The organism is Paenibacillus dendritiformis (genome assembly GCF_015845845.1).
GTDB classification, from domain to species: Bacteria; Bacillota; Bacilli; order Paenibacillales; family Paenibacillaceae; genus Paenibacillus_B; species Paenibacillus_B dendritiformis_C.
The window spans coordinates 1-19,673 of the sequence record NZ_LDIG01000227.1 but is presented as its reverse complement, the minus strand read 5'-3'; the positions used below and the strand labels follow the sequence as shown (position 1 = coordinate 19,673).

The following is a 19,673-nucleotide window of genomic DNA, read 5'->3' as shown; positions in this document are numbered from 1 at the left end:
CGCGCTGCCCATATGCGATTACAAAACCGCTTCCTTCATCAAGTCCTCGACCATCTTCTCCAGCGCTTCCCGATCCCGCTCCTGGAACCGGTCCGTAACCGGACTGTCGATATCCAGCACGCCCACAAGCCGTCCGTCCTTCATCATCGGGACGACGATCTCGGAACGGGATGCCGCGTCGCAGGCAATATGACCCGGGAAAGCATGAACATCCGGGACGACGAGAGTCCGCTGCTCCCGGGCGGCCGTTCCGCACACGCCGCGTCCCAACGGAATGCGGATGCAGGCCGGCAAGCCCTGGAACGGGCCGAGCACCAGCTCTTCCTTGGATTCGTCCATTAAGTAGAACCCGGCCCAGTTAATATCCTTCAAGCCTTGCCAGAGCAAGGCCGACGCATTGGCCAGATTGGCGATAAGATTCGGCTCGCCCTCGATTAAGGCGAGAAGCTGCTTATGGAGCAGCGGATAATCCTGATCCGGCTGACCGGAATATTGGCTCGGTGTGAACATCGGCAGGCCTCCTGATTGCACAGTATTTCTTTTTACTTTTCTTTTTCCGATTCTGTACCATCGTATCACATCTGGGGGCCGCCGCGAAGACACCGCCAGGGCCGGAACGACTGCCCCGCTATCCCAAGCCCGTCCCTTCTTCATCCTCATCTGCTGCTTATGACCAATATTCCCGACGCTCAGGGAAGGAAGCAGTCCCCTCTACTACAAATCCCATATGATGGCTATCCCCATAGTTCAGGAACCCCGTAACCCTTTCAAACCCGAACTCTTATCACAATATTTTCACGATATCATGAAAAGCCAGCAACCCTCCCCAGCCCACTTATGACGGATATCCCCGAAGCTCAGAAACCAACTTTTTGCGGCCAATCGGATAGATTAGAATCTTCCCGATCGAGTGGGAGACTCATCGTAAGGTACGTTTTAAGTCATATATATTGCCTGATATATTACCTGAACGACAGGGATACTGAGCAAAAGAATACGGAACACGATAAGAAGTGAAGACTGAGCGGATGGGATATTGGGGAAAAGGAGCAAAAGGAACCGAAAAGAACCTTTGGCAGCATCAAGAGGGCCTCGAAGAACCGGTTAAGCAGGGAAAGCAAGGAACTAGCGAGGGATCAGAAGCATGGATTTCCCTCCCTGTCCGGAGATATAATGGAAGGTAACAATAGAAGGTCCCTTGAACGCAGTGAGAGAAGCGGACCTGACGAACCGGCAATAGGCTGCCGGCCGCTCCCCTGCCGCAGCGTATCGCCGATCCATTACGGGAGGCGTTCTATATGTTATCCAATACGTTCACGTTCACCGACCCGGAGGGCGTTCGCGTCCACGTGTACCGCTGGGATCCGGAAGAAGGGCAGCCTGTGCGCGGGGTCGTGCAGATCGCCCATGGCATGACCGAGACGGCCAGACGATACAGCCGCTTCGCCGAAGCGCTTACGGAGGCGGGTTATGTGGTCTATGGCAACGACCACCGCGGGCATGGCCGGACCGCCGGGCGGCCCGAAGACCTCGGGTATGTCGGCGAGGACGGCTTTACATGGATGGTCCGAAATATGGCGCAGTTGACCGAGATCATTCAAGCGGAACAGGCCGGGCTGCCCGTATTTCTGTTTGCGCACAGCATGGGATCCTTTTTGGCCCAGAAATATATAACAGAGCATGGCGGCAAAATAAACGGTGTCATTCTGTGCGGCACCAACGGGCCGCGGGGGCCCGAACTGTACGCCGGCGTCGCGTTCACGAAGCTGATTGCTGCTGCACGCGGCTCCCGTCACCGCAGCAAAATGATTGACAACATGGCATTCGGCGGCTTCAACCGCACGTTCCGTCCGAGCCGAACCTCCTTCGACTGGTTGAGCCGGGACGAACAGGAAGTCGATAAATATGTTGCCGACCCGGAATGCGGATTTTTGAGCACGATCGGCTTTTACCGGGACTTGTTCGGCCTGCTGCGGGAAATTCATCGCCCCGAGACGATGCAGGCCATTCCGAAGGATTTGCCGGTGATGCTCATTGCCGGCGATAGAGATCCGGTCGGCCAATATGGCAAAGGCGTTCGGCGGCTGGCCGAGATGTACCGCGAGCTTGGAATACGCGAGGTCGAATGCATTCTATACCCGGAGGCGCGCCATGAGCTCCTGAATGAGAAGAACCGGGATGAAGTGACGTCCGATTGCCTCTCCTGGCTGCGGAAGCACACGCCGTAACTATTGCTGCATCAAGGGATATCCTTCGTCGCGGACGGCCGATTTGTTCCAGCATACTTGGAGGGGTATAATGGAATAGGAAGTACAATCTCGAACATGATTCTATGGAGGGATAGCCATGCCCCAATTATTTGAACCGCTGACGTTGCGCGGGGTGACGATACCGAATCGCATCGTGATGTCGCCGATGTGCATGTACTCTTGCCACAATGAGGACGGGATGGTCAACGATTGGCATCTGGTCCATTATACGTCCCGCGCCGTCGGACAAGTCGGCCTGATCATGATCGAGGCCACCGCCGTAACCCCTGGGGGACGCATCAGCGCGCAGGATCTTGGCATTTGGAGCGACGAGCACGTAGAAGGGCTTCGCCGCCTGACCGACATGGTCCATGCGCACGGCAGCAAGATCGGCATTCAGCTCGCCCACGCCGGGCGCAAAGCAACCGTTCCCGGAATCATCGCCCCTTCGGCGCTGCGCTTCAGCGAAGCCTATGAGACGCCAGAGGAGATGACGCTGGAGGACATCCGCAAGACAATCAAAGCATTCGCCGACGCCGCGCGGCGGGCCGAGGAAGCGGGGTTCGACGTAATCGAGGTTCACGGCGCCCACGGGTATCTGATCAACCAGTTCCTGTCCCCGCTGACGAACCAGCGGACCGACAGCTACGGCGGCACCGCCGACGCCCGCTACCGCTTCTTGAGCGAAGTGATTGAAGCGGTCCGCATCACGTGGTCCAAGCCGCTGTTCGTGCGCATCTCGGCCAATGAATATGCGGAAGGCGGGAACGCGATCGAGGCATACATTGACTATGCCCGTCGCATGAAGGATCAGGGCGTCGACCTGATCGACTGCAGTTCGGGCGGGGTCGTTCCCCATCCGGTCGAATCGTATCCAGGCTATCAGGTCCAGTATGCGCATGCGATCCGTCAATCTGCCGGCATTGCGACCGGCGCCGTTGGGCTGATTACCGAACCGGCCTTGGCCGAAGAGATTGTGCGCAATGCCCGGGCCGATCTCGTTTTCCTCGGCCGCGAGCTGCTGCGGGATCCGTACTGGCCGCGCCAGGCTGCGCAGCAATTGCGCCAAAAACTCGCTCCGCCGAAGCAGTACGATCGTGGTTGGTAATCCATTGACGATAATCATTGCATCTTGAACCTCAGTTATTTCAGGCGGGGCTGCAGCCAGCGGCCCCGCCTGCTTGTGTTCTCATCGCCCCAACGCCGACACTGCATCAGGCTGCCAAAGCGGATAACTCCTGCCCTGAGCAGAGCCGAAGCCCCAAGCGGGAGCCGCGGTCAAGGCAGCCGCTTGAAATCGCTGGTGCGCTGCAGATGCTCCTCGATGCGGTTCAGCCGCTTATGAATCCGGTAAAATATGGGGGCAACGGAGAGCATGATCAGCAGGTACAACAACACTACAGCATAGGCATCCAATATACTTCCCCCTTCCCGATGGTCCCTCCTGCGGGCATCAACAAATAATTATGAAAATATCTCCTTTATTGTAACGTCCATCCCTGCCTCCTTCAAATTTCCCGAAATATGTATCCCAGCCTCTCATCTCCTCTGCTCTAAGGCAGAAAAACAGCACGCGGAACTGTCTCAAATCCTGTCGTTTTCCTATGAGGAATATCACCTATAACCTATTTACTTCCCCAATATGTTGTAGTATATTGGCATAAGTACAACAACATATTGAAACGATACAGGTGCTGCGGTTCGACAAAGCGATGCGCGTCGGGCCCCGGCTTAATAGGGAAGACGGTGCGAATCCGTCGCGGTCCCGCCACTGTTAGAAGCGCTTCCGGAACAACGCTCATCTCCGTTCCGGGGCAAGTACCCGGCAGAACAGGCGCTCTGTAGAGAGCGGCCTTTTCTATGTCCACTGGGACGAATGTCCCGGGAAGGCCGCCGAGGTATTCGGCTTCAAGCCAGGAGACCTGCCTGTATCGCAGCACATTGATGTCCCTACGCGGAATAGGGAACGTGTTCAGGCCGCGCGCTGCGATGCGGTACCGCCTTCGGCGGGCGAACGCAGCTCCGTGGTTGCAGGGGGAGCTGCGCCTTGTCCTAGCGATGCGCAGCCGCCATCATAAGAAGCCCCCGGATACATACGGCTTTGCCATGCCGTTCCTGAGCCGTTCTCGCGAAGGGACGGCTATTTTTATTGCTCTTTTCGAGGAGGAATACGGATGCTAACCACCAATCATACCGTTCAGACCGTACACAAACCGAATAATCGCTCGCTCGCGTTCGACGCGGAGCGCATCCTGCGTTACGGCGAGCGCATCATGGGCGAATACCCGAAGCTGGATCGCGAACGCTGGCACCGGGGCGTCCTGGCCAAGCTCCGTCACAGCCATGTTCAGGCATCCGACATCACGCAGGCTTGCATCATGACCGCATTGGAGCTGGTCTCCGTCGAGGAGCCGCAATGGAAGTTTGTCGCTGCCCGGGCGCTGCTGACGAAGCTGTATAAGGAAGCGGCCCTGCACCGCAGCTACAAGGCATACGCCGACCGTCCGTACGGCGACTTCTACAAGCTGATTAAGCAGTTGGCCGATATCGGCATTTACCGCGAGGAGCTGCTGGAGGCCTACACGCCCGATCAGATTCGCGAGCTGGGCCAAGCGATCGAGCCGGCCTGCGACGAGCTGTTCGATTATATCGGGCTGCTGACTCTCGCGGAGCGGTATTTGGCTGTCGATTTCGAGGGGCGGACGATGGAGCTGCCGCAGGAGCGCTATATGATCATTGCCATGTACCTGATGCATCAGGAGCCGGAGGAGCGCCGCGTCGAGCTGGCCAAGGAAGCCTATTGGGCAATGAGCAATCTCTACATGACCGCGGCGACGCCGACGATGGCGAACGCGGGCAAGAAGGTCGCCGGCCAGTTGTCGAGCTGCTTCATCGATACGGTGGACGACTCGCTGGAAGGCATCTTCGATTCGAATACCGACGTGGCCCGGCTGAGCAAGATGGGCGGCGGCATCGGCGTCTATCTGGGCAAGGTGCGGGCGCGCGGCTCCGATATTCGCGGCCACAAAAATACGAGCTCCGGCGTCATCCCATGGATTCGCCAACTGAACAATACCGCCGTAAGCGTCGACCAGCTCGGCACGCGCAAGGGCGCCATTGCCGTCTATCTGGACGTGTTCCACAAGGACATTCTGTCCTTTCTCGATCTCAAATTAAATAATGGCGACGAGCGCATGCGGGCGCATGATATTTTCCATGGCGTCTGCATCCCGGATCTGTTCATGGAAGCGGTCGAGAAGCGCGAAGACTGGCATCTGTTCTGCCCGCATGAAGTGAAGAAGACGATGGGCTGGACCGACGGGAACGGCCGCCCGCTCGGACTGGAAGATTTCTATGACGAGCAGGCGGGCCAGGGGCAGTTCCGCGAGAAGTATGCGGAGGCGGTAGCGAACCCGCGATTGTCGCGCATTACGCTGCCCGCCATCGACATCATGAAGCGCATCCTGAAGTCTCAGCTTGAGACCGGAACGCCTTATATGTTCTACAAGGATACCGCCAATCGGGCCAATCCGAACAAGGCGCATGGCACGATCTACTGCTCCAATCTGTGCACCGAGATTATGCAGAACATGTCGCCGACGACGATCGAGCAGGAAGAACTGGTGCTCGAGGACGGGCGGGCCCGCATCATCATAAGCAAGATTCCGGGCGACTTCGTCGTCTGCAACCTGAACTCGATTCATCTGGCGCGCGCCGTGCGGGCCGACGTGCTCGAACGCCTCGTGCCGATCCAGGTGCGGATGCTCGACAATGTCATCGACATCAACAATATCGAGGTGCTGCAAGCCCAGCATACGAACCGGCGCTACCGCGCGATTGGGCTCGGCACCTTCGGGCTGCATCATCTGCTTGCGCTGGAAGGCATCGCATGGGAATCGGATGAGGCCGTGGAATACAACGACCATCTCTATGAGCGGATTCATTATCTGGCGGTGCGGGCGAGCATGGAGCTGGCGAAGGAAAAAGGCGCTTATCCGCTGTTCGCCCGGTCCGAATGGGAGAACGGCCGCTATTTCGAGCAGCGAGAATATACGACCGGAACGCGCCCCGGCCGCTTCGTGACGACCGAGCAGTGGAAGGAGCTCGCTGCCGAGGTCAAGGCGAACGGGATGCGCAACGCGTGGCTGATGGCGGTCGCCCCGAACGGTTCCACCTCGATCATTGCCGGCTCGACGGCGAGCATCGATCCGGTATACGAGCTGCTCAGCTATGAAGAGAAGACCACGTACAAGATCGCCAACCCGGCGCCGGACTTGTCGGACAAGACGATGTGGTATTACAAGACGGCATTTCGTCTCGATCAGAACTGGTCGATCCGCATGGCGGGAGCCCGCCAGCGCCATATCGACCAGGGCCAGAGCTTCAACCTGTATGTCCGTCCCGATATCCGGGCCGTCGATTTCCTTAACCTGCATCTGCATGCCTGGAAGGCCGGCTTGAAATCGACCTATTACGTGCGCAGCCAGGCGCTGACCGTCGAGGAATGCGAAGCGTGCAGCTCTTAAAGCGAACGCCGGACGGAAATAGAATGATGATAATGTGTGGAAAGGGAGAAGATGGATGACTTTACTCGATCGCGAGCTGAAACTGCAAAAAATATTCAATACCGAGGCGCCGAACCAATCTACCCGCATTATTTTGGGAGAATGCTCCGGTATCCTGAACTGGGACGATATCCGGATGCCGCACATGTACAAACTGTACAAAGTGCTTCTGCTGAACCATTGGATCGCCGATGAGATTCCGATGTCCAAGGATGCCCAGCAATTTCCGAATTTGACGCCGGATGAGCAGCACGCCTTCAAGATTAACATTTCGCTGCTGGCGGTGCTCGATTCGATGCAGACGATGTTCGTAGGCGATGTGAAGCGGTTTTTCACCGATTCCTCCCTGGAGGCCATTTCGGCCATTATCGCCCAGCAGGAAGTCGTTCACAATCAATCTTATTCTTATGTGCTGTCCTCTCTCGTGTCGGAGCAAGAGCAGAAGGACATTTTCGAATATTGGAAGCATGATGCCGTGCTGCTGGAGCGCAACCGCTTCATTGCGGACATTTACCAGACGTTCCGGGACAATCCGACGCCGCAGACATTCTTCGAAGCGCTCGTCGCGGATCTGATTCTCGAGGGAGTATTTTTCTACAGCACGTTCGCCTTCTTCTATAATCTGGCCCGCGACCAGAAAATGATGGCCACGAGCCAAATGATCTCGTATATCCAGCGCGACGAGAACCAGCACTGCTATTTCTTCGGCGAAGTGTTCAAGCAACTGCTGCGCGACTTCCCGGAATTAAATACCGACGAGAACCGCCGGTTTGTCTACGAGACCATCGACCGGGCCGTTCAACTGGAGACGAACTGGGCGCATTACACGCTCAGCAATATTCGCGGCATCGATCTGCGCGAGCTGAGCGATTACATTAAATATATCGCGAACCGCCGCCTCGCCATGATGGGCATGGAAAAGGCCTATGAAGGCGTCGACGTGAACTGCATGCCATGGATTAAGCCCTTCTCCGACGAGGCGCTCAACTCGACGAAGACCGATTTCTTCGAAGCGAAATCGCGCACCTACGGCAAGGTCGGCGACGACAACGGCTTCGACGAGCTGTAAGCCGGCGTGCTGCCGGGCACCCGCCCGCGTATGCATCCCTATCACAATGCATAATATAAACTTTATGCGGCAAGGCCGTCCTCATCTGTGACCGGAACGGCCTTGCTTTTTATATCCCCCGACACCCGCCTTTACAAAAACGATAACTTCCGTTAACAATCCCCTCATTCGCTTGCCCTAAGATAAATATATATCATATCAAGCTCTCTTGATTTCCACGATTTCTTCTTGCGACGGAGGTTATGTATGAACAAAAAGAAACTGGGCACAGCCGCGATCCTGACGACGCTGATAAGCTCCTTATTCGCCGGCTCCCTATTTGCGGCGCCGATCCACCCTATCGATCACATCCAATGGATGCAGGACAAGAACTACATATTCGGAACCAAAGACGGGCTCGCGCTGGATCGCCCAATCACCCTCGTAGAAGCGATCGCGATGCTCGCGCGCGTGCAGGGCGCGGCGCAGTCGGTGAAGATTGCCGATCCGGCGCTCAAGCACTGGGCCGCCACATCGCTTACGTGGGCAAAGCAGGAGGGGATCGTCGATGCGGAGCAATGGAAAGGGCTTCATCATCCGGCGGCGGCGGCGACGCTCCAGAGCGTGGCCGAAAAAGCAGGGTTACGTCTCGAGCTGGCCGGAGAAACGGTGACCCGCGATCAGTTCTTCAAGGCGCTCGGCGACGCGATTACGACGCATGTCACCATCGGGCATACGAACGATTTGCATGGCCACGTTCTCGAAGATGCCAAAGCGAAAGAAATGGGCTACGCGAAGCTCGCCACCTTGATGAAGGATCTGCGCGAGGAAAATCCGAATACGATGCTGCTGGATGCCGGAGATATGATTCAAGGCACCATTTACGTGAATCTATCCAAAGGAGAAACGGCGACGAAGCTGGCCAATGCCCTCGGGTACGACTTCATGGCGTCGGGCAACCACGAATATGACTTCGGCTATGAGCAGCTTGCGAAGCTGACGAAGATGTTCGAGTTCCCTGTGCTGGCCGCGAACGTCTTCGACGCGGAAGGCAAGCCTTTGCTTCAGCCTTATGTCACAAAGCAGGTGGGCGGCAAGACCTTCGCCATCCTCGGCTTGGTCACGAAGGACACGCCGATTGTTACCCATCCTGACAATGTGAAGGGCCTGACGTTCCGGGACCCGATCGAGGTCGCGAAGGAATGGGTGCCGAAGCTCCGCCAAAAGGCCGATCATGTCATCGTGCTCTGCCATACCGGCCTGGAGTATGATCGCGAGATGGCGAAGCAGGTGCCGGGCATCGACATCATCGTCGGCGGCCACACCCATACCCCGGTCGATGAACCGGAGCTGGTCAATGGCACCTACATCGTGCAGGATTGGGAATACGCCAAGTCGCTGGGCCGGGTCGATCTGTACTATCATGGCGAAGATTTGGTTCATTTTTCAGGCGGACTGCTCAAATATGACGAAACGACGAAGCCCGACCCGGACGTGGCCGCCATCGTCGAGTCGCTGAAAAAAGAGACCGATGCGCTCTTGAATGAAAAAATCGCGACGGCGAGCGTCGATCTGGATGGGGACCGCTCGAGAGTGCGGAAGCAGGAGACGATCATGGGCAATCTGGTCGCGGACGCGATGCTGGAGCGCACTCGCACGATGCCCGGCTTCGAAGCCGATTTGGCCATCACGAACTCGGGCGGCATCCGCACGACCATTATGAAGGGTGATGTGACGAAGCGGAATTTGTACGACGTGCTGCCGTTCCCGAACACGCTGGCTGTCGTTGAAGTGAAGGGCAGCGACCTGAAGGCGGCTCTCGAAAACGGCGTCAGTGAAATCGAGTCCGGCTCCGGCCGCTTCCCGCAAATTGCGGGCCTGTCCTTCGCCTTCGACGTGAAGCAGCCGAAGGGAAGCCGCGTGACCGATGTCAAGGTAGGCGGCAAGGCGCTGGAAGAAGATAAAACGTATCATGTCGCGACGAACGATTTCCTGATCGCGGGCGGAGACGGATATTCCATGTTCATGAACAAAAAATCGCTCGATACCGGCGTCACGCTCTATGAAGTCGTCGAACAGTACATGAAGGCGAAGAAAGAGATCGCGGGCAAGCTCGAGCAGCGCATTCGCCAGTAACTGTCCCTCCCATTCCCTATTGAAGGTATTATAACCAAGCCCCTCATCGAAGGGCCGCGTACGGTACACGCAGTTCCCCGTGCTGGCGCGGCTCTTTTTTTATGAAAAAAAGCCCCCATCTTCTGAGAGAAGACAGAGGCAACTTAGCGCCATATTCCTTTCGGTTACCCGATCGTCTCGACGACTTCGCCGTCCTGGTTGCGGATCTCGGTCTTGACGATGTGAAATTGCACCTTCGGCAGGGAAGCAATCGTGAACGAGCCTTGACGCGGCACGAGCCGCGAAGCCAGCTCCTCCAGCGCTTGCTCGTTCAGGTGCAGCTCGAGAGCGTCGTCCCGCACGATGGCCTGAGGCTCGTCGCCGGGAAAGCAGGCGATATGCCGGTTCGGGCCAATCAAATACAGCGCCTCCCGGTACGGGATACGGCCGCGCAGTATTTTGGCAATCGAAGGGGCCTGCTTCGCTCCGATCTCAATCGTGTAAGCCTCCCCCCGCAGGAACTTCTTCTCCTCCTGCCAGGCCAGACTATCGATGAACAGACTGCCTGTCCCGGAGCCGTCCCTCCGCATCCCCTCTTCCGCTCTGGCGGCGATATCCGGACTGCGGAGCACCGACGTCCGCTTCAAATCGGTGATGCCCATCGGCAAAACCTCCTCCATCATTGGCAGGAAGCCGCTGCTTCTCCATGACTTCATCATGTCAAGCTCGTCCAGCGTGATGCCGGCCACCTGCAGGAATTCCACGCTTCCGTTCGGCGTATCCATCTCGCCCAGCTCGCTGTCCCGCATGAAAAAGAGCGCCCTCAGCTCCGTATCCGAGTCAAGCGCGATCGGACCGTTCGCATCCAAATAATGCCCAGCCGCGAACACATTGCCCGACCGGAATACATACCGGCCCAGATTTTGCAGCATGTTCATCGGCCATGCCGGAGGTTCCTCTTCCCCCTCCCGCTTCAGCCGCATCGTCAGCTCGAAGCCATAGCCGCTGATCTCCGGGTCGTCCCCTTCCTTCTCGTACAGCTCCGAGAAGCCGTATGTGACATAATGCCAATGCGGCACCGGCTCGGTCTGCGCATAGACGCTGATCCCGTCCAGCGGATCCTCGCCGCCGAGCATATAGGGCAAGACGGTGCCATAATGGAGCGGCTCCGTGTCCCCGTACAGTTCCTTCAATTTCGCATCAATTGCGTCCCAGCCGAGGGCCTGCACTTCTTCTTCCGTCATGCGCGTTCACCTGATTTCATATGGTTTAGAGGTTGTTCGTTGTTCCCGCGAATGTGAGAGGGTCTTACATCCGCCCACGCTGCATTGCACCCGTCAGACGGGCAGCAGCGATAAAATAATGGAAGTCAGCCCGAAGCAGAGATTCAGCAAACACAAGAAGATGACAACCTGCTTCTGGTTCAGTCCGACCGCCAGCAGACGGTAGTGCGCCTGGGTCGCATCCGCTTTGTAGATCGGCTGCCCGTTAAGCATCCGCCGGATGACGACCAGAATATTGTCGAATATCGGCACGCCCACCGCGAGAAGCGGAATGAAGAGCGATAAGAGCGTTGCTTGCTTGAACGCGCCGTCGAGCGCCACCACCCCCAGCATGAAGCCGAGAAACGTCGCCCCGGCGTCGCCCATAAAGACATTGGCCGGCGGCTTGTTGTAGCGCAAATACCCTAATGCCGCTCCGACCAGGATCAAAGCCATCATTGCCGGAGTCCCCTGCCCGTGCGAAATGCCGACGATGAACAACGTGCCTGCCGAAATCGCGGTCAGTCCCCCTGCCAAACCATCCATCCCGTCCGAAAAGTTAATGACCGTCGTAACGCCGAATATCCACGTTACCGTCAACAGGAACTGAAGCCATTCCGGAAAATAAATGAACTGCCCCGTGAACGGGTTGTTGAATCCGATGAAAGCGATTCCCGAAGCGTACACCAAGGCGGCGGCCCCTACCTGCACGATAAGCTTCGGCAGCGCGGGGAAGTCCTTGCGCCGGGTCTTGTACCAGTCATCCACCATGCCGATAGCCAGGATGAGCAGCCCGCCGCCGAGAATGCCGGCCATCTTCGTCAAGGAATGCGGGACGAACAGCACATAAGTGACGCAAAAGCCGATGAAAATCGCAGCCCCCGCCAACAAGGGAATGGGCTGCCTATGTATTTTCCGTTCATTATCCGCCTGCGGCTGATCAACGAAGCCGATGCGGAAGGCCAATTTCTTGAATGGAGGAATCAGAAAAAGGACGATACAAGCAGAAAGAAGAAAGGCGAAAACGTAAGAAAACATATCATTACCTCCGCTGCATATCCGTTTACGTTCATTATAAAGCATATATGAACATGATCAACCACAGGGTTACATATTTTGGCACGGAAAATGGGTTGATTTACACGGAAAGTATAGACCCAACCGACTCCGCCTTCACGAGGGTGACGTAAACCCGTTCATGCTCGACCGGCTCATCCGCAATCAATTTTAATAATTGCTCGGCTGCCAGCGCGCCCCATTTGCGCTTGGAATAATCAATCGTAGCGAGACGAGGCTGGACGAATTGGGACAGCTCCATATTGTCGAATCCAATCACATGAATATGCTCGCCGATCACGTAAGGCGACTCCTTCACCGCATTGTACAGTCCAACGGCCATTTCATCGTTGAGGCAAAAGACGGCCACCGGCTCCGTATACTCTCGAATAATCCGCTCTGCCGCCGCTTCCCCGCTCGCTTTGTCGAAATTGCCTTCCATTTCAATGCACGCGATAGGCTCCCCGGTTTCATCCGGTAGGATGGGCTGGTTTCGTTCCACCGTCTGCCGGGCCGCAAGCAGGCGCTGATTGGAATCGAAGGAGCCTTGAGGCCCTGACACGACGTATATTTTCCGGAAACCTTCCTCTAATAGATATTCGATCGCCAACATGGCGCCTGCCTTATTATCGAGCAGCACCTGATTTACGTTGGGGTGGTTCAGCTCCCGGTCCAGCACGACGAGTTTATGCCCGCGGTCCGCATATTGGAGCAGCTCTTCGCTGGAGAAGGACGCATCCAGCACGATGGCGCCGTCGATCATCCGTTCCGGCAATAGACGGTGGGATTGCGAGCCGCTGCATACCACCAGATCATATCCTCTCTTGTTCAGCACTTCCTTCATTCCCTGCAGCAGCTGCCCGTAGAATGAGCCTTCGAAGCCGGTCAAAAAAGCGCCGATAATCTTCGTCTCTCTCGTTTTCAGCATTCTGGCCGCCGCATTTGGAACATAATTCAATTCTTTGGCAACCGACAATATTTTGTTGCTCGTTTCCTCCGTCACCTTGGGGCTTCCATTCAAAGCATAGGATACGGTCGAGATCGAGACCCCCGCTTTCTTCGCGATATCCTTAATACTGACCACAGCATTCGCTCCCATCGTTCACACCAATTTTTTCCTTACTATATCAAATCAGGCGAAGGCCTTGAAAGAACGCTCCGCAAACCAAATCCGTCCGGTATCGATCACGGGATCGAGATATCGTTGGAACAGCCTCCTCTTTACAGCCCGGAAGTCTGCTCAAGCGCTCTTCGCCCTCCACGCCTGGCAGGCAAGGCACCGAATTCCATACGGCACCCACGAATCGAAACGTTTCTTATTTCGTGAATAATATTATCACATTCTTTCGTTCGATAGTTAGACAAAGTTAATATTGTATTTCTTTACTTTTGAAACGTTATTTTAAAGCAGCTTGAATGCCGTTTTTCGCAGAGAGGGAATAAGAAATCACCCCTTTTTAACGATTACAGGTGATATCTCATGTTATTCGAAACGTTTCATCAAGCATCGAATTCAGCAAGTCCGCTTCCGCCGAGCGGTTCAAGCATAAAGCGCCCTCGCAGGTCGGTGGAGCGTGTGTCGAGCAAGAAACGTATTCCATTTACCATAAATAGCAACGAAAGTCTATATTCCTTCCCAGTGGAACTCTCTATACTGAGGATAGGCAATGTATGGAAATCAGGACACGAGGGAGGACAACGAATGACACAGCGACAGCTTGAATGGGAAGCCGATCTCGTCATCATCGGCGGCAGCATGGGAGGATGCGCCGCGGCGCTGGCCGCCTGCCGCTTGGGCAAGACGGTGCTGCTGACGGAAGAGACCGCCCGCATCGGCGGCCAGTTGACCAGCCAGCTCGTCCCGCCGGACGAGCATCCCTGGATTGAGCGATTCGGATGCACGGATACCTACCGCCAGTTCCGCCATGCGGTCAGACAGTACTACCGCGATCACTTGCCGCTGAACGCGAGGGCGCGTTCCGACGAACGGCTGAACCCCGGCAACGGCATCGTGAGCCGCCTCTGTCACGATCCGCGCGTCGCGCTGCATGTGCTGGAAGCGATGCTGTTCCCGTATGTCCACAGCGGGAGCCTGGTCATCCGCACCGGCTGCCGCCCGATCGGCGCGGAGGTCGAGGGCGACCGCATTCGCGCAGTCACGGTGCGGGATGCTCAGGGCGATGACTATGTTTGCACGGGGGCCTATTTTCTCGACGCGACCGAGTGCGGCGATCTGCTTGCCCTGTCCGGGACCGAATACGTCACCGGCGCGGAATCCCAGCGCGAGACCGGGGAGCCGCATGCCGTTCCCGGGCCGGCTGAGCCGCAAAATATGCAGGGCATTACGTACTGCTTCGCCGCCGAGTACTTCGAAGGCGGAGACCATACGATCGAGAAGCCGGAACGCTACGAATTCTGGCGCCAGTATCAGCCGCCGTTCTGGCCCGATCGCCTGCTGAGCTGGACCGGCGTTCAACCGGCTACCTTGAAGCCGGTGCGATATTCACTCTTTCGCGAGCCCGGAACCTTCCCGCTGTTCCACTACCGCCAGATCACCGATCCGGCCCTGTATGATCCGGCGTCCGGCGACGTTCCGAACCCCGTCACGATCGTCAACTGGCCGGAGAATGACTATTGGCTCGGCTCCGTGATCGATGTCAGCGAAGCGGAACGCGAACGCCATCTGCAGGAGGCGAAGCAGCTCAGCCTGTCGCTGCTGTACTGGCTGCAGACGGAAGCGCCGCGAAGCGACGGCGGCTGCGGTTATCCGGGCTTGCGGCTGCGGCATGATATCGCGGGCACGGTGGACGGCCTGGCAATGTACCCGTATATTCGGGAGTCAAGACGCATCCGGGCCGAGTTCACCGTCTTGGAGCAGCATGTCTCCACCGAATACCGCCAGGGCCGCCCGGCCGAAGCGTTCGCGGACTCGGTCGGCATCGGCTGCTACCGCATCGATCTTCATCCATCGACGGGCGGGAACAATTATATCGACATCTCGTCCCTGCCGTTCCAGATTCCGCTTGGCAGCCTCCTGCCTGTCCGCATGGACAATCTGCTGCCGGCGTGCAAGAACATCGGCACCACCCACATCACCAACGGCTGCTACCGCCTGCATCCGGTGGAATGGAACATCGGGGAAGCGGCCGGCGCCCTGGCCGCGTACGCCCTCGACCACGGGATCGCGCCGCGCGCAGTGCGAAGCGGCCCGGAGCATCTGGCCGCATTCCAGCGCCAGCTTCAGCAGCTCGGAGTGGAGCTGCAGTGGCCGTCCGTCTATCCTGTGTAAGCGGTGCTATCTCATCTCCTTTGCAGGGTTCAGGGTCCGCAACGGCTGCTGCTCCTGCCTTGGTCTCCCCGTTCGCGCTTCCGCGTTCGGGGAGATCGCGCTTGCGGGCGTCCCCCTTGCTTGCGGACATACCCCTTTCTTGCGACATACCCCTTGCTTGCAGGCGTGCCCCTTTTAGCCCTTTAGTCACGCTCCCCTTCAATCAGGAACTCTTCCCTTCCCTGCTTAATCTCCTTCGTTTCCATGCCGCCATTTTCGAAGGGAACTCGACTGCCGTCCCAAAATCGGTTTTGCGGTGTCACAAAATCAAGGACTCTCTTGCCAAAAGGAATAACGGATAAAAATGAAGGATGGGCGATCATGAGCATAAGTACGGATAGGGAGTGCATAGCGCAAGAGGCGATTATTTTGCGGCAAGGAACAGCCCACCTGATTATGGCCATCGCACCGTATTCGCTTGCTCTACCCGCCCGGACAACCCTGTCGAGGAATTATATGCTTCCTGTCGGGGACTCGCCTTTTCTATCGCGTACCGTATGCTTGGCGCCGTCTCGGACGCGGAGGATCGTACAAGATGTATTTGCCGACATGGCAGGCAGGGACTTGAGCGAAGTAAGAAATAGGAAGGCGTATATCGCCAACTGCGTGACAAACCGCTGCTTAAATATCTTGCAATTGGCACGGCGCACAAGGGAGGCGTACCCCGGCGAATGGTTGCCAGAGCCGCTCGCCGCTTCCGGCGAACAGCCCGATCAATTGGCCGAGCGCGCGGATTCGTTGTCGTATGCTTACTTGGTGATGCTTGAGCGCCTCACCCCCGTTGAGAGGGCCGTATTGCTGCTGCGGGAAGCGTTCGAGTATAACTATAAAGAGATAGCGGATATCTTCGGGAAATCAGTTCCCAATTGCCGCAAAATATTGAGCCGTGCCAACGAGCACGCCCGTGCGCCATCTCCGTCCGCTCCCGCCGGGGAGGCGGCGACAAGGAGAAGCGCGTTGGTCGCTCGATTCATGTCGGCCTTCCAACACTATGATGTCGAGGCGCTACTGGAGCTGCTCGCGGACGACGCCGTGCTGATTACGGACGGCGGGCCCCATGTTCGCGCAGCCATGCGTCTCCTTACCGGTCAAAACCGCGTAATGAAGCTGCTGTCCTCTCGGAAGACGTTCGCGGCGATGCGCCATTCGCCGCCAATCATCACCGATGTCAATGGAGAGCCGAACGCGGCGTACCTCGATCAAGGCGCCGTCAGAGCGGTATGCTGCTTCATGCTTACGCCGGATCAGGAGCGAATTCTCCAGGTCTATATCATACTGAACCCGGATAAGCTGGACCATCTCGCGCGGAAGCAAGGAAGCTGAATATGACGGGCATAAAAAGCCGGGGAAGAGAACCATGACCGATTGGAGTACCGCTGCGGGCCAGGTCTTCGCGGCGGCGGGATGGAAGGGGAGCATCAGGTCATTCATGTGGAGGTCGCCAGGATGGATCAGGAATGGCTTAAGCTTGTGGGACAAATGAGTTTTGTGAAGCATGTTGGTGTGAAGGGGAATCATATCAAGATAGAAGTAGAGGACACGCGGAAAAACAAGAGCAAATTGCTGGAAAGTGCCTTGCAGCATCAGGTTGATCTTATGAAATTCGAAGTGAATTATATCACATTAGAAGAAATATTCTTAAAGCTGGTGGTGGATCCGTGAGCAACTTCAACGTTTTCATGAAAAATGAATTCACGCAGATGGTTCGGGATTATAAAAAGGAATTATCATTGACCCCAATATGACCGCTCAGGTTGGCGGGGAAGTATTGGCCAGCACCCTCGGATCGCAGTTTGATCAGTTGTGAATTATACTTATTGCGATTTCGGTCATGGGCATTGTACAGACGGACAAAGCGTACGGCATGCTGGCTTTCAACATGACAAGACCAGTTTCTCCAATCTCATATATAAGCGGGAAGATCAGCTCAAACTATCTATTTCTGACCTGCAGTATAGCGATAGGATATCTGGTGTCCGTTCTTTATACAAATTACCTGTTCACGCAAGTACCCGTTGCGGAAATGTTCACAGCAATAATGTTCTACCTGATGTGGGTTTGTTTACGGTCTCTTTAATCACAATGTTCAGCACAATCTTCAATAGTCCAGGCGTCACCGCCCTTATTTCGATTCTTATCTTGCTGGCTATGAGAATGATCGTCGGGCTGCATCCTCTTATCGACATTCTGAATCCCGCAAATATGAGCAAATATGCGATGGAGTTGCTGATCAGCGGGAACGTTTACACGAAAGTAGTCGGTACCTTATTAGCGTCCTTCATCTGGACCCGTTGACCATTAGTGTAACAAACTACTTTAGTTCAAACAAAAAATTCAAGACGGAGTGAAAGGCCACAGGAGAGTGATCGAAGTTGTTATCGGGTAATGATTAATCGTTTTTTTTCATGCCTAATACAATAAAGATAATACCGGATAATATTAATATAAGACTAAAATATTTTGGAACCCACCCCATTGCACCTTGTGCGCTTAATAAACTGTTAAATTCGAAATACTGTGCATAAATTACAGAAGCGATTAGATACAACCCATAAAAAATAGTTCCAGATAATAAACATGCGGACCCGACAATTATTTTTTTCACACGAAATCCTCCCTTATCACAATAAGAGTCCTCTATTAATAGAGGACTCTTATTGTGGAGTAAATTAGTATTCGTAAACCAAATGCTCCCAATAAGAATGCCATTTCCATGTATTTTCATTAAACCATTGCTTGCTGATTCCGGAGCGAATATATACATCAAGGTGAGTACCCAGACTTTTAAACATTGTAGCATATTTTACCTTAACCCGATTCACCACCGCCAGTTATAGTATTGTATCGTGAAGAAGAAGTTCCGTAAATAAAATCATAGTACGACCAGTCTCTTTATCGGCCATTGCTTTCATACTAGCCGAATTCCCAGAATTCCATGCCCATGTAAAAGATGCGGTTTTGGGGAATCCAATCGTAAATGACAATTGCCGATCTTTAACTAATTGCTGCGCTATATCTGTAGTGTCAGGTTGTCCAGATATTAAATCATCCTCTCTATAATATTTATGGAAATCTCCTTGAAATCCACCTAATAATACTCTGTTATCGTCGACTGAATAAACTTGTGCATCTGCCACAATAATTAGATGATCATAATCAGGATCATTATTTTGTGCATTATAGATTAAATAATCTGTAACTGTTCTCCCCACTTCAAAGGTATCCAAATCATAAAATAAACTATCATCATAATACCAGCATGATTTTCTAATAGATGTCATTAATGTAGCGTCGTTGTTTTGAAGGCTCATTTGTGGTTGTGCATTAATAAAACTGTTCAATCTCAACTTTTTTTCGCACATTAATTATTTGTTCTCTTAATGAATTATTCTCTACAGACTCTACCGAAACATTGATTTTAGCGTTTTTTGGAAAGTATCGAGATCCATCTAATACATAGATTTTACCATTATGGTTATAAAAAGTTAAGTCTGTTTGTACTAGAACACCCTCCTCAATTTCCATTGGTTCACCAGTTTCGGGATGGATTTTCTCCCGTTCGTCATTAGGCAATAACACCTTTGCCCCTTTATTACTTTTTTCATATTCCTCTTCGGCACCCAAGATCATTGGTACTTTGTTGCCCTGGAATAAGTTGCTGTACACACTTTTTTTGTCTATATAAGTTGAACTAAAGAATATCCACTACTATATCAGACTCCATCCGCACACAGAGACGGTCGATGATTGCTTGAGGTTCTTTCATCACAGCATTCATGAAAGAGCAGACATTCTTCCGTATCTCAGCTACAGTGTGGTAGAAGACGTTATTCACGACATCCGCTTTGAGCCACTTCCAGAGTCCTTCCACAATATTCAGTTGCGGACTGTACGGCGGAAGAAAGACAAAGGTCAGTCGCTTGTTTTCTTTCAGAAACGGCTCGAGTAGCTTGGCGTGATGGATTCTGGCATTATCCAGAATCATGGTAATGGTTCCTGAAGGGTATGCTTCAAGTACTTTGTTCAAGAATTTGAGAAACGTTTCTGCTG

The 19,673-nt window shown here is 54.6% G+C and carries 17 protein-coding genes and 1 riboswitch; of the genes, 8 read left to right on the top strand and 9 right to left on the bottom strand.

Annotated features, from left to right (window positions below; translation table 11 throughout):
• Positions 1-18: 18 nt before the first annotated feature.
• A complete protein-coding gene (locus ABD76_RS22705; RefSeq protein WP_197259336.1) occupies positions 19-510 on the bottom strand; it encodes a GAF domain-containing protein in 492 nt (163 codons plus the stop codon).
• Between the two features lie 788 nt (positions 511-1,298).
• On the opposite strand from ABD76_RS22705, the gene ABD76_RS22700 reads away from it, so the two are divergent.
• Positions 1,299-2,228 carry an alpha/beta hydrolase gene (locus tag ABD76_RS22700; RefSeq protein ID WP_197259335.1) on the top strand — a complete coding sequence of 310 codons (930 nt, stop codon included), beginning with the start codon at positions 1,299-1,301 and terminating at the stop codon, positions 2,226-2,228.
• Between the two features lie 118 nt (positions 2,229-2,346).
• Positions 2,347-3,357 carry an NADPH dehydrogenase NamA gene (gene namA / locus ABD76_RS22695; RefSeq protein ID WP_197259334.1) on the top strand — a complete coding sequence of 337 codons (1,011 nt, stop codon included), beginning with the start codon at positions 2,347-2,349 and terminating at the stop codon, positions 3,355-3,357.
• A gap of 170 nt (positions 3,358-3,527) precedes the next feature.
• Here the strand turns inward: namA and ABD76_RS22690 are convergent, their stop codons facing one another.
• Positions 3,528-3,665 (bottom strand): hypothetical protein, encoded by a 138-nt coding sequence (locus ABD76_RS22690; RefSeq protein ID WP_197259333.1) that lies wholly within the window; start codon positions 3,663-3,665, stop codon positions 3,528-3,530.
• A 256-nt stretch (positions 3,666-3,921) separates the two neighbouring features.
• A riboswitch (cobalamin riboswitch) is annotated at positions 3,922-4,193 on the top strand.
• A 230-nt stretch (positions 4,194-4,423) separates the two neighbouring features.
• Between ABD76_RS22690 and ABD76_RS22685 the strand changes: the two genes are divergently transcribed.
• The 3 genes from ABD76_RS22685 to ABD76_RS22675 all read left to right on the top strand — a co-directional run bounded on the left by ABD76_RS22685 (position 4,424) and on the right by ABD76_RS22675 (position 9,998).
• Positions 4,424-6,775, top strand: coding sequence for a ribonucleoside-diphosphate reductase subunit alpha (locus ABD76_RS22685; RefSeq protein ID WP_197259332.1), 2,352 nt, complete (start codon positions 4,424-4,426; stop codon positions 6,773-6,775).
• 76 nt (positions 6,776-6,851) lie between these two features.
• Complete coding sequence (locus ABD76_RS22680) at positions 6,852-7,883, top strand: ribonucleotide-diphosphate reductase subunit beta (protein ID WP_197259340.1); 1,032 nt, start codon at positions 6,852-6,854, stop codon at positions 7,881-7,883.
• A 246-nt stretch (positions 7,884-8,129) separates the two neighbouring features.
• A complete protein-coding gene (locus tag ABD76_RS22675) occupies positions 8,130-9,998 on the top strand; it encodes a bifunctional metallophosphatase/5'-nucleotidase (protein ID WP_197259331.1) in 1,869 nt (622 codons plus the stop codon).
• A gap of 164 nt (positions 9,999-10,162) precedes the next feature.
• Here ABD76_RS22675 and ABD76_RS22670 read toward each other — a convergent pair whose 3' ends face one another.
• The 3 genes from ABD76_RS22670 to ABD76_RS22660 all read right to left on the bottom strand — a co-directional run bounded on the left by ABD76_RS22670 (position 10,163) and on the right by ABD76_RS22660 (position 13,379).
• Positions 10,163-11,221, bottom strand: a complete 1,059-nt coding sequence (locus ABD76_RS22670) for a suppressor of fused domain protein (protein ID WP_197259330.1) — start codon at positions 11,219-11,221, stop codon at positions 10,163-10,165.
• 93 nt (positions 11,222-11,314) lie between these two features.
• On the bottom strand, positions 11,315-12,277 hold the full coding sequence (locus ABD76_RS22665; protein WP_197259329.1) for an MraY family glycosyltransferase: 963 nt from the start codon (positions 12,275-12,277) through the stop codon (positions 11,315-11,317).
• 100 nt (positions 12,278-12,377) lie between these two features.
• Entirely contained in the window at positions 12,378-13,379 is a 1,002-nt protein-coding gene (locus ABD76_RS22660; RefSeq protein ID WP_197259328.1) for a substrate-binding domain-containing protein, read from the bottom strand.
• Positions 13,380-13,997: 618 nt separating this feature from the next.
• Here ABD76_RS22660 and ABD76_RS22655 point away from each other — a divergent pair.
• From ABD76_RS22655 to ABD76_RS22645, 3 genes are all read left to right on the top strand, one after another.
• On the top strand, positions 13,998-15,584 hold the full coding sequence (locus tag ABD76_RS22655; RefSeq protein ID WP_197259327.1) for an FAD-dependent oxidoreductase: 1,587 nt from the start codon (positions 13,998-14,000) through the stop codon (positions 15,582-15,584).
• Positions 15,585-16,187: 603 nt separating this feature from the next.
• Positions 16,188-16,946: a sigma factor-like helix-turn-helix DNA-binding protein gene (locus tag ABD76_RS22650; RefSeq protein ID WP_242069743.1), complete on the top strand. Its 759-nt coding sequence runs from the start codon at positions 16,188-16,190 to the stop codon at positions 16,944-16,946.
• Between the two features lie 81 nt (positions 16,947-17,027).
• A complete protein-coding gene (locus ABD76_RS22645; protein ID WP_275100852.1) occupies positions 17,028-17,285 on the top strand; it encodes an ATP-binding protein DrrA1-3 family domain-containing protein in 258 nt (85 codons plus the stop codon).
• 727 nt (positions 17,286-18,012) lie between these two features.
• Here the strand turns inward: ABD76_RS22645 and ABD76_RS22640 are convergent.
• The 4 genes from ABD76_RS22640 to ABD76_RS22625 all read right to left on the bottom strand — a co-directional run.
• Entirely contained in the window at positions 18,013-18,228 is a 216-nt protein-coding gene (locus ABD76_RS22640) for a hypothetical protein (protein ID WP_197259325.1), read from the bottom strand.
• A 226-nt stretch (positions 18,229-18,454) separates the two neighbouring features.
• Positions 18,455-18,904 (bottom strand): hypothetical protein, encoded by a 450-nt coding sequence (locus ABD76_RS22635; RefSeq protein WP_197259324.1) that lies wholly within the window; start codon positions 18,902-18,904, stop codon positions 18,455-18,457.
• Between the two features lie 43 nt (positions 18,905-18,947).
• A complete protein-coding gene (locus ABD76_RS22630) occupies positions 18,948-19,247 on the bottom strand; it encodes a hypothetical protein (RefSeq protein ID WP_197259323.1) in 300 nt (99 codons plus the stop codon).
• A 67-nt stretch (positions 19,248-19,314) separates the two neighbouring features.
• Positions 19,315-19,673, bottom strand: a 359-nt coding sequence (locus ABD76_RS22625; protein ID WP_197257801.1) for an IS630 family transposase, incomplete at its 5' end; no start/stop codon positions are given.

Excerpts from the sequence above, each read along its gene's own strand:
- ABD76_RS22705 (WP_197259336.1), bottom strand. The coding sequence starts at position 510 with ATGTTCACACCGAGCCAATATTCCGGTCAGCCGGATCAGGATTATCCG.
- ABD76_RS22700 (WP_197259335.1), top strand. The coding sequence starts at position 1,299 with ATGTTATCCAATACGTTCACGTTCACCGACCCGGAGGGCGTTCGCGTC.
- namA (WP_197259334.1), top strand. The coding sequence starts at position 2,347 with ATGCCCCAATTATTTGAACCGCTGACGTTGCGCGGGGTGACGATACCG.
- ABD76_RS22685 (WP_197259332.1), top strand. The coding sequence starts at position 4,424 with ATGCTAACCACCAATCATACCGTTCAGACCGTACACAAACCGAATAAT.
- ABD76_RS22675 (WP_197259331.1), top strand. The coding sequence starts at position 8,130 with ATGAACAAAAAGAAACTGGGCACAGCCGCGATCCTGACGACGCTGATA.
- ABD76_RS22670 (WP_197259330.1), bottom strand. The coding sequence starts at position 11,221 with ATGACGGAAGAAGAAGTGCAGGCCCTCGGCTGGGACGCAATTGATGCG.
- ABD76_RS22665 (WP_197259329.1), bottom strand. The coding sequence starts at position 12,277 with ATGTTTTCTTACGTTTTCGCCTTTCTTCTTTCTGCTTGTATCGTCCTT.
- ABD76_RS22655 (WP_197259327.1), top strand. The coding sequence starts at position 13,998 with ATGACACAGCGACAGCTTGAATGGGAAGCCGATCTCGTCATCATCGGC.
- ABD76_RS22645 (WP_275100852.1), top strand. The coding sequence starts at position 17,028 with ATGGAAGGGGAGCATCAGGTCATTCATGTGGAGGTCGCCAGGATGGAT.
- ABD76_RS22635 (WP_197259324.1), bottom strand. The coding sequence starts at position 18,904 with ATGACATCTATTAGAAAATCATGCTGGTATTATGATGATAGTTTATTT.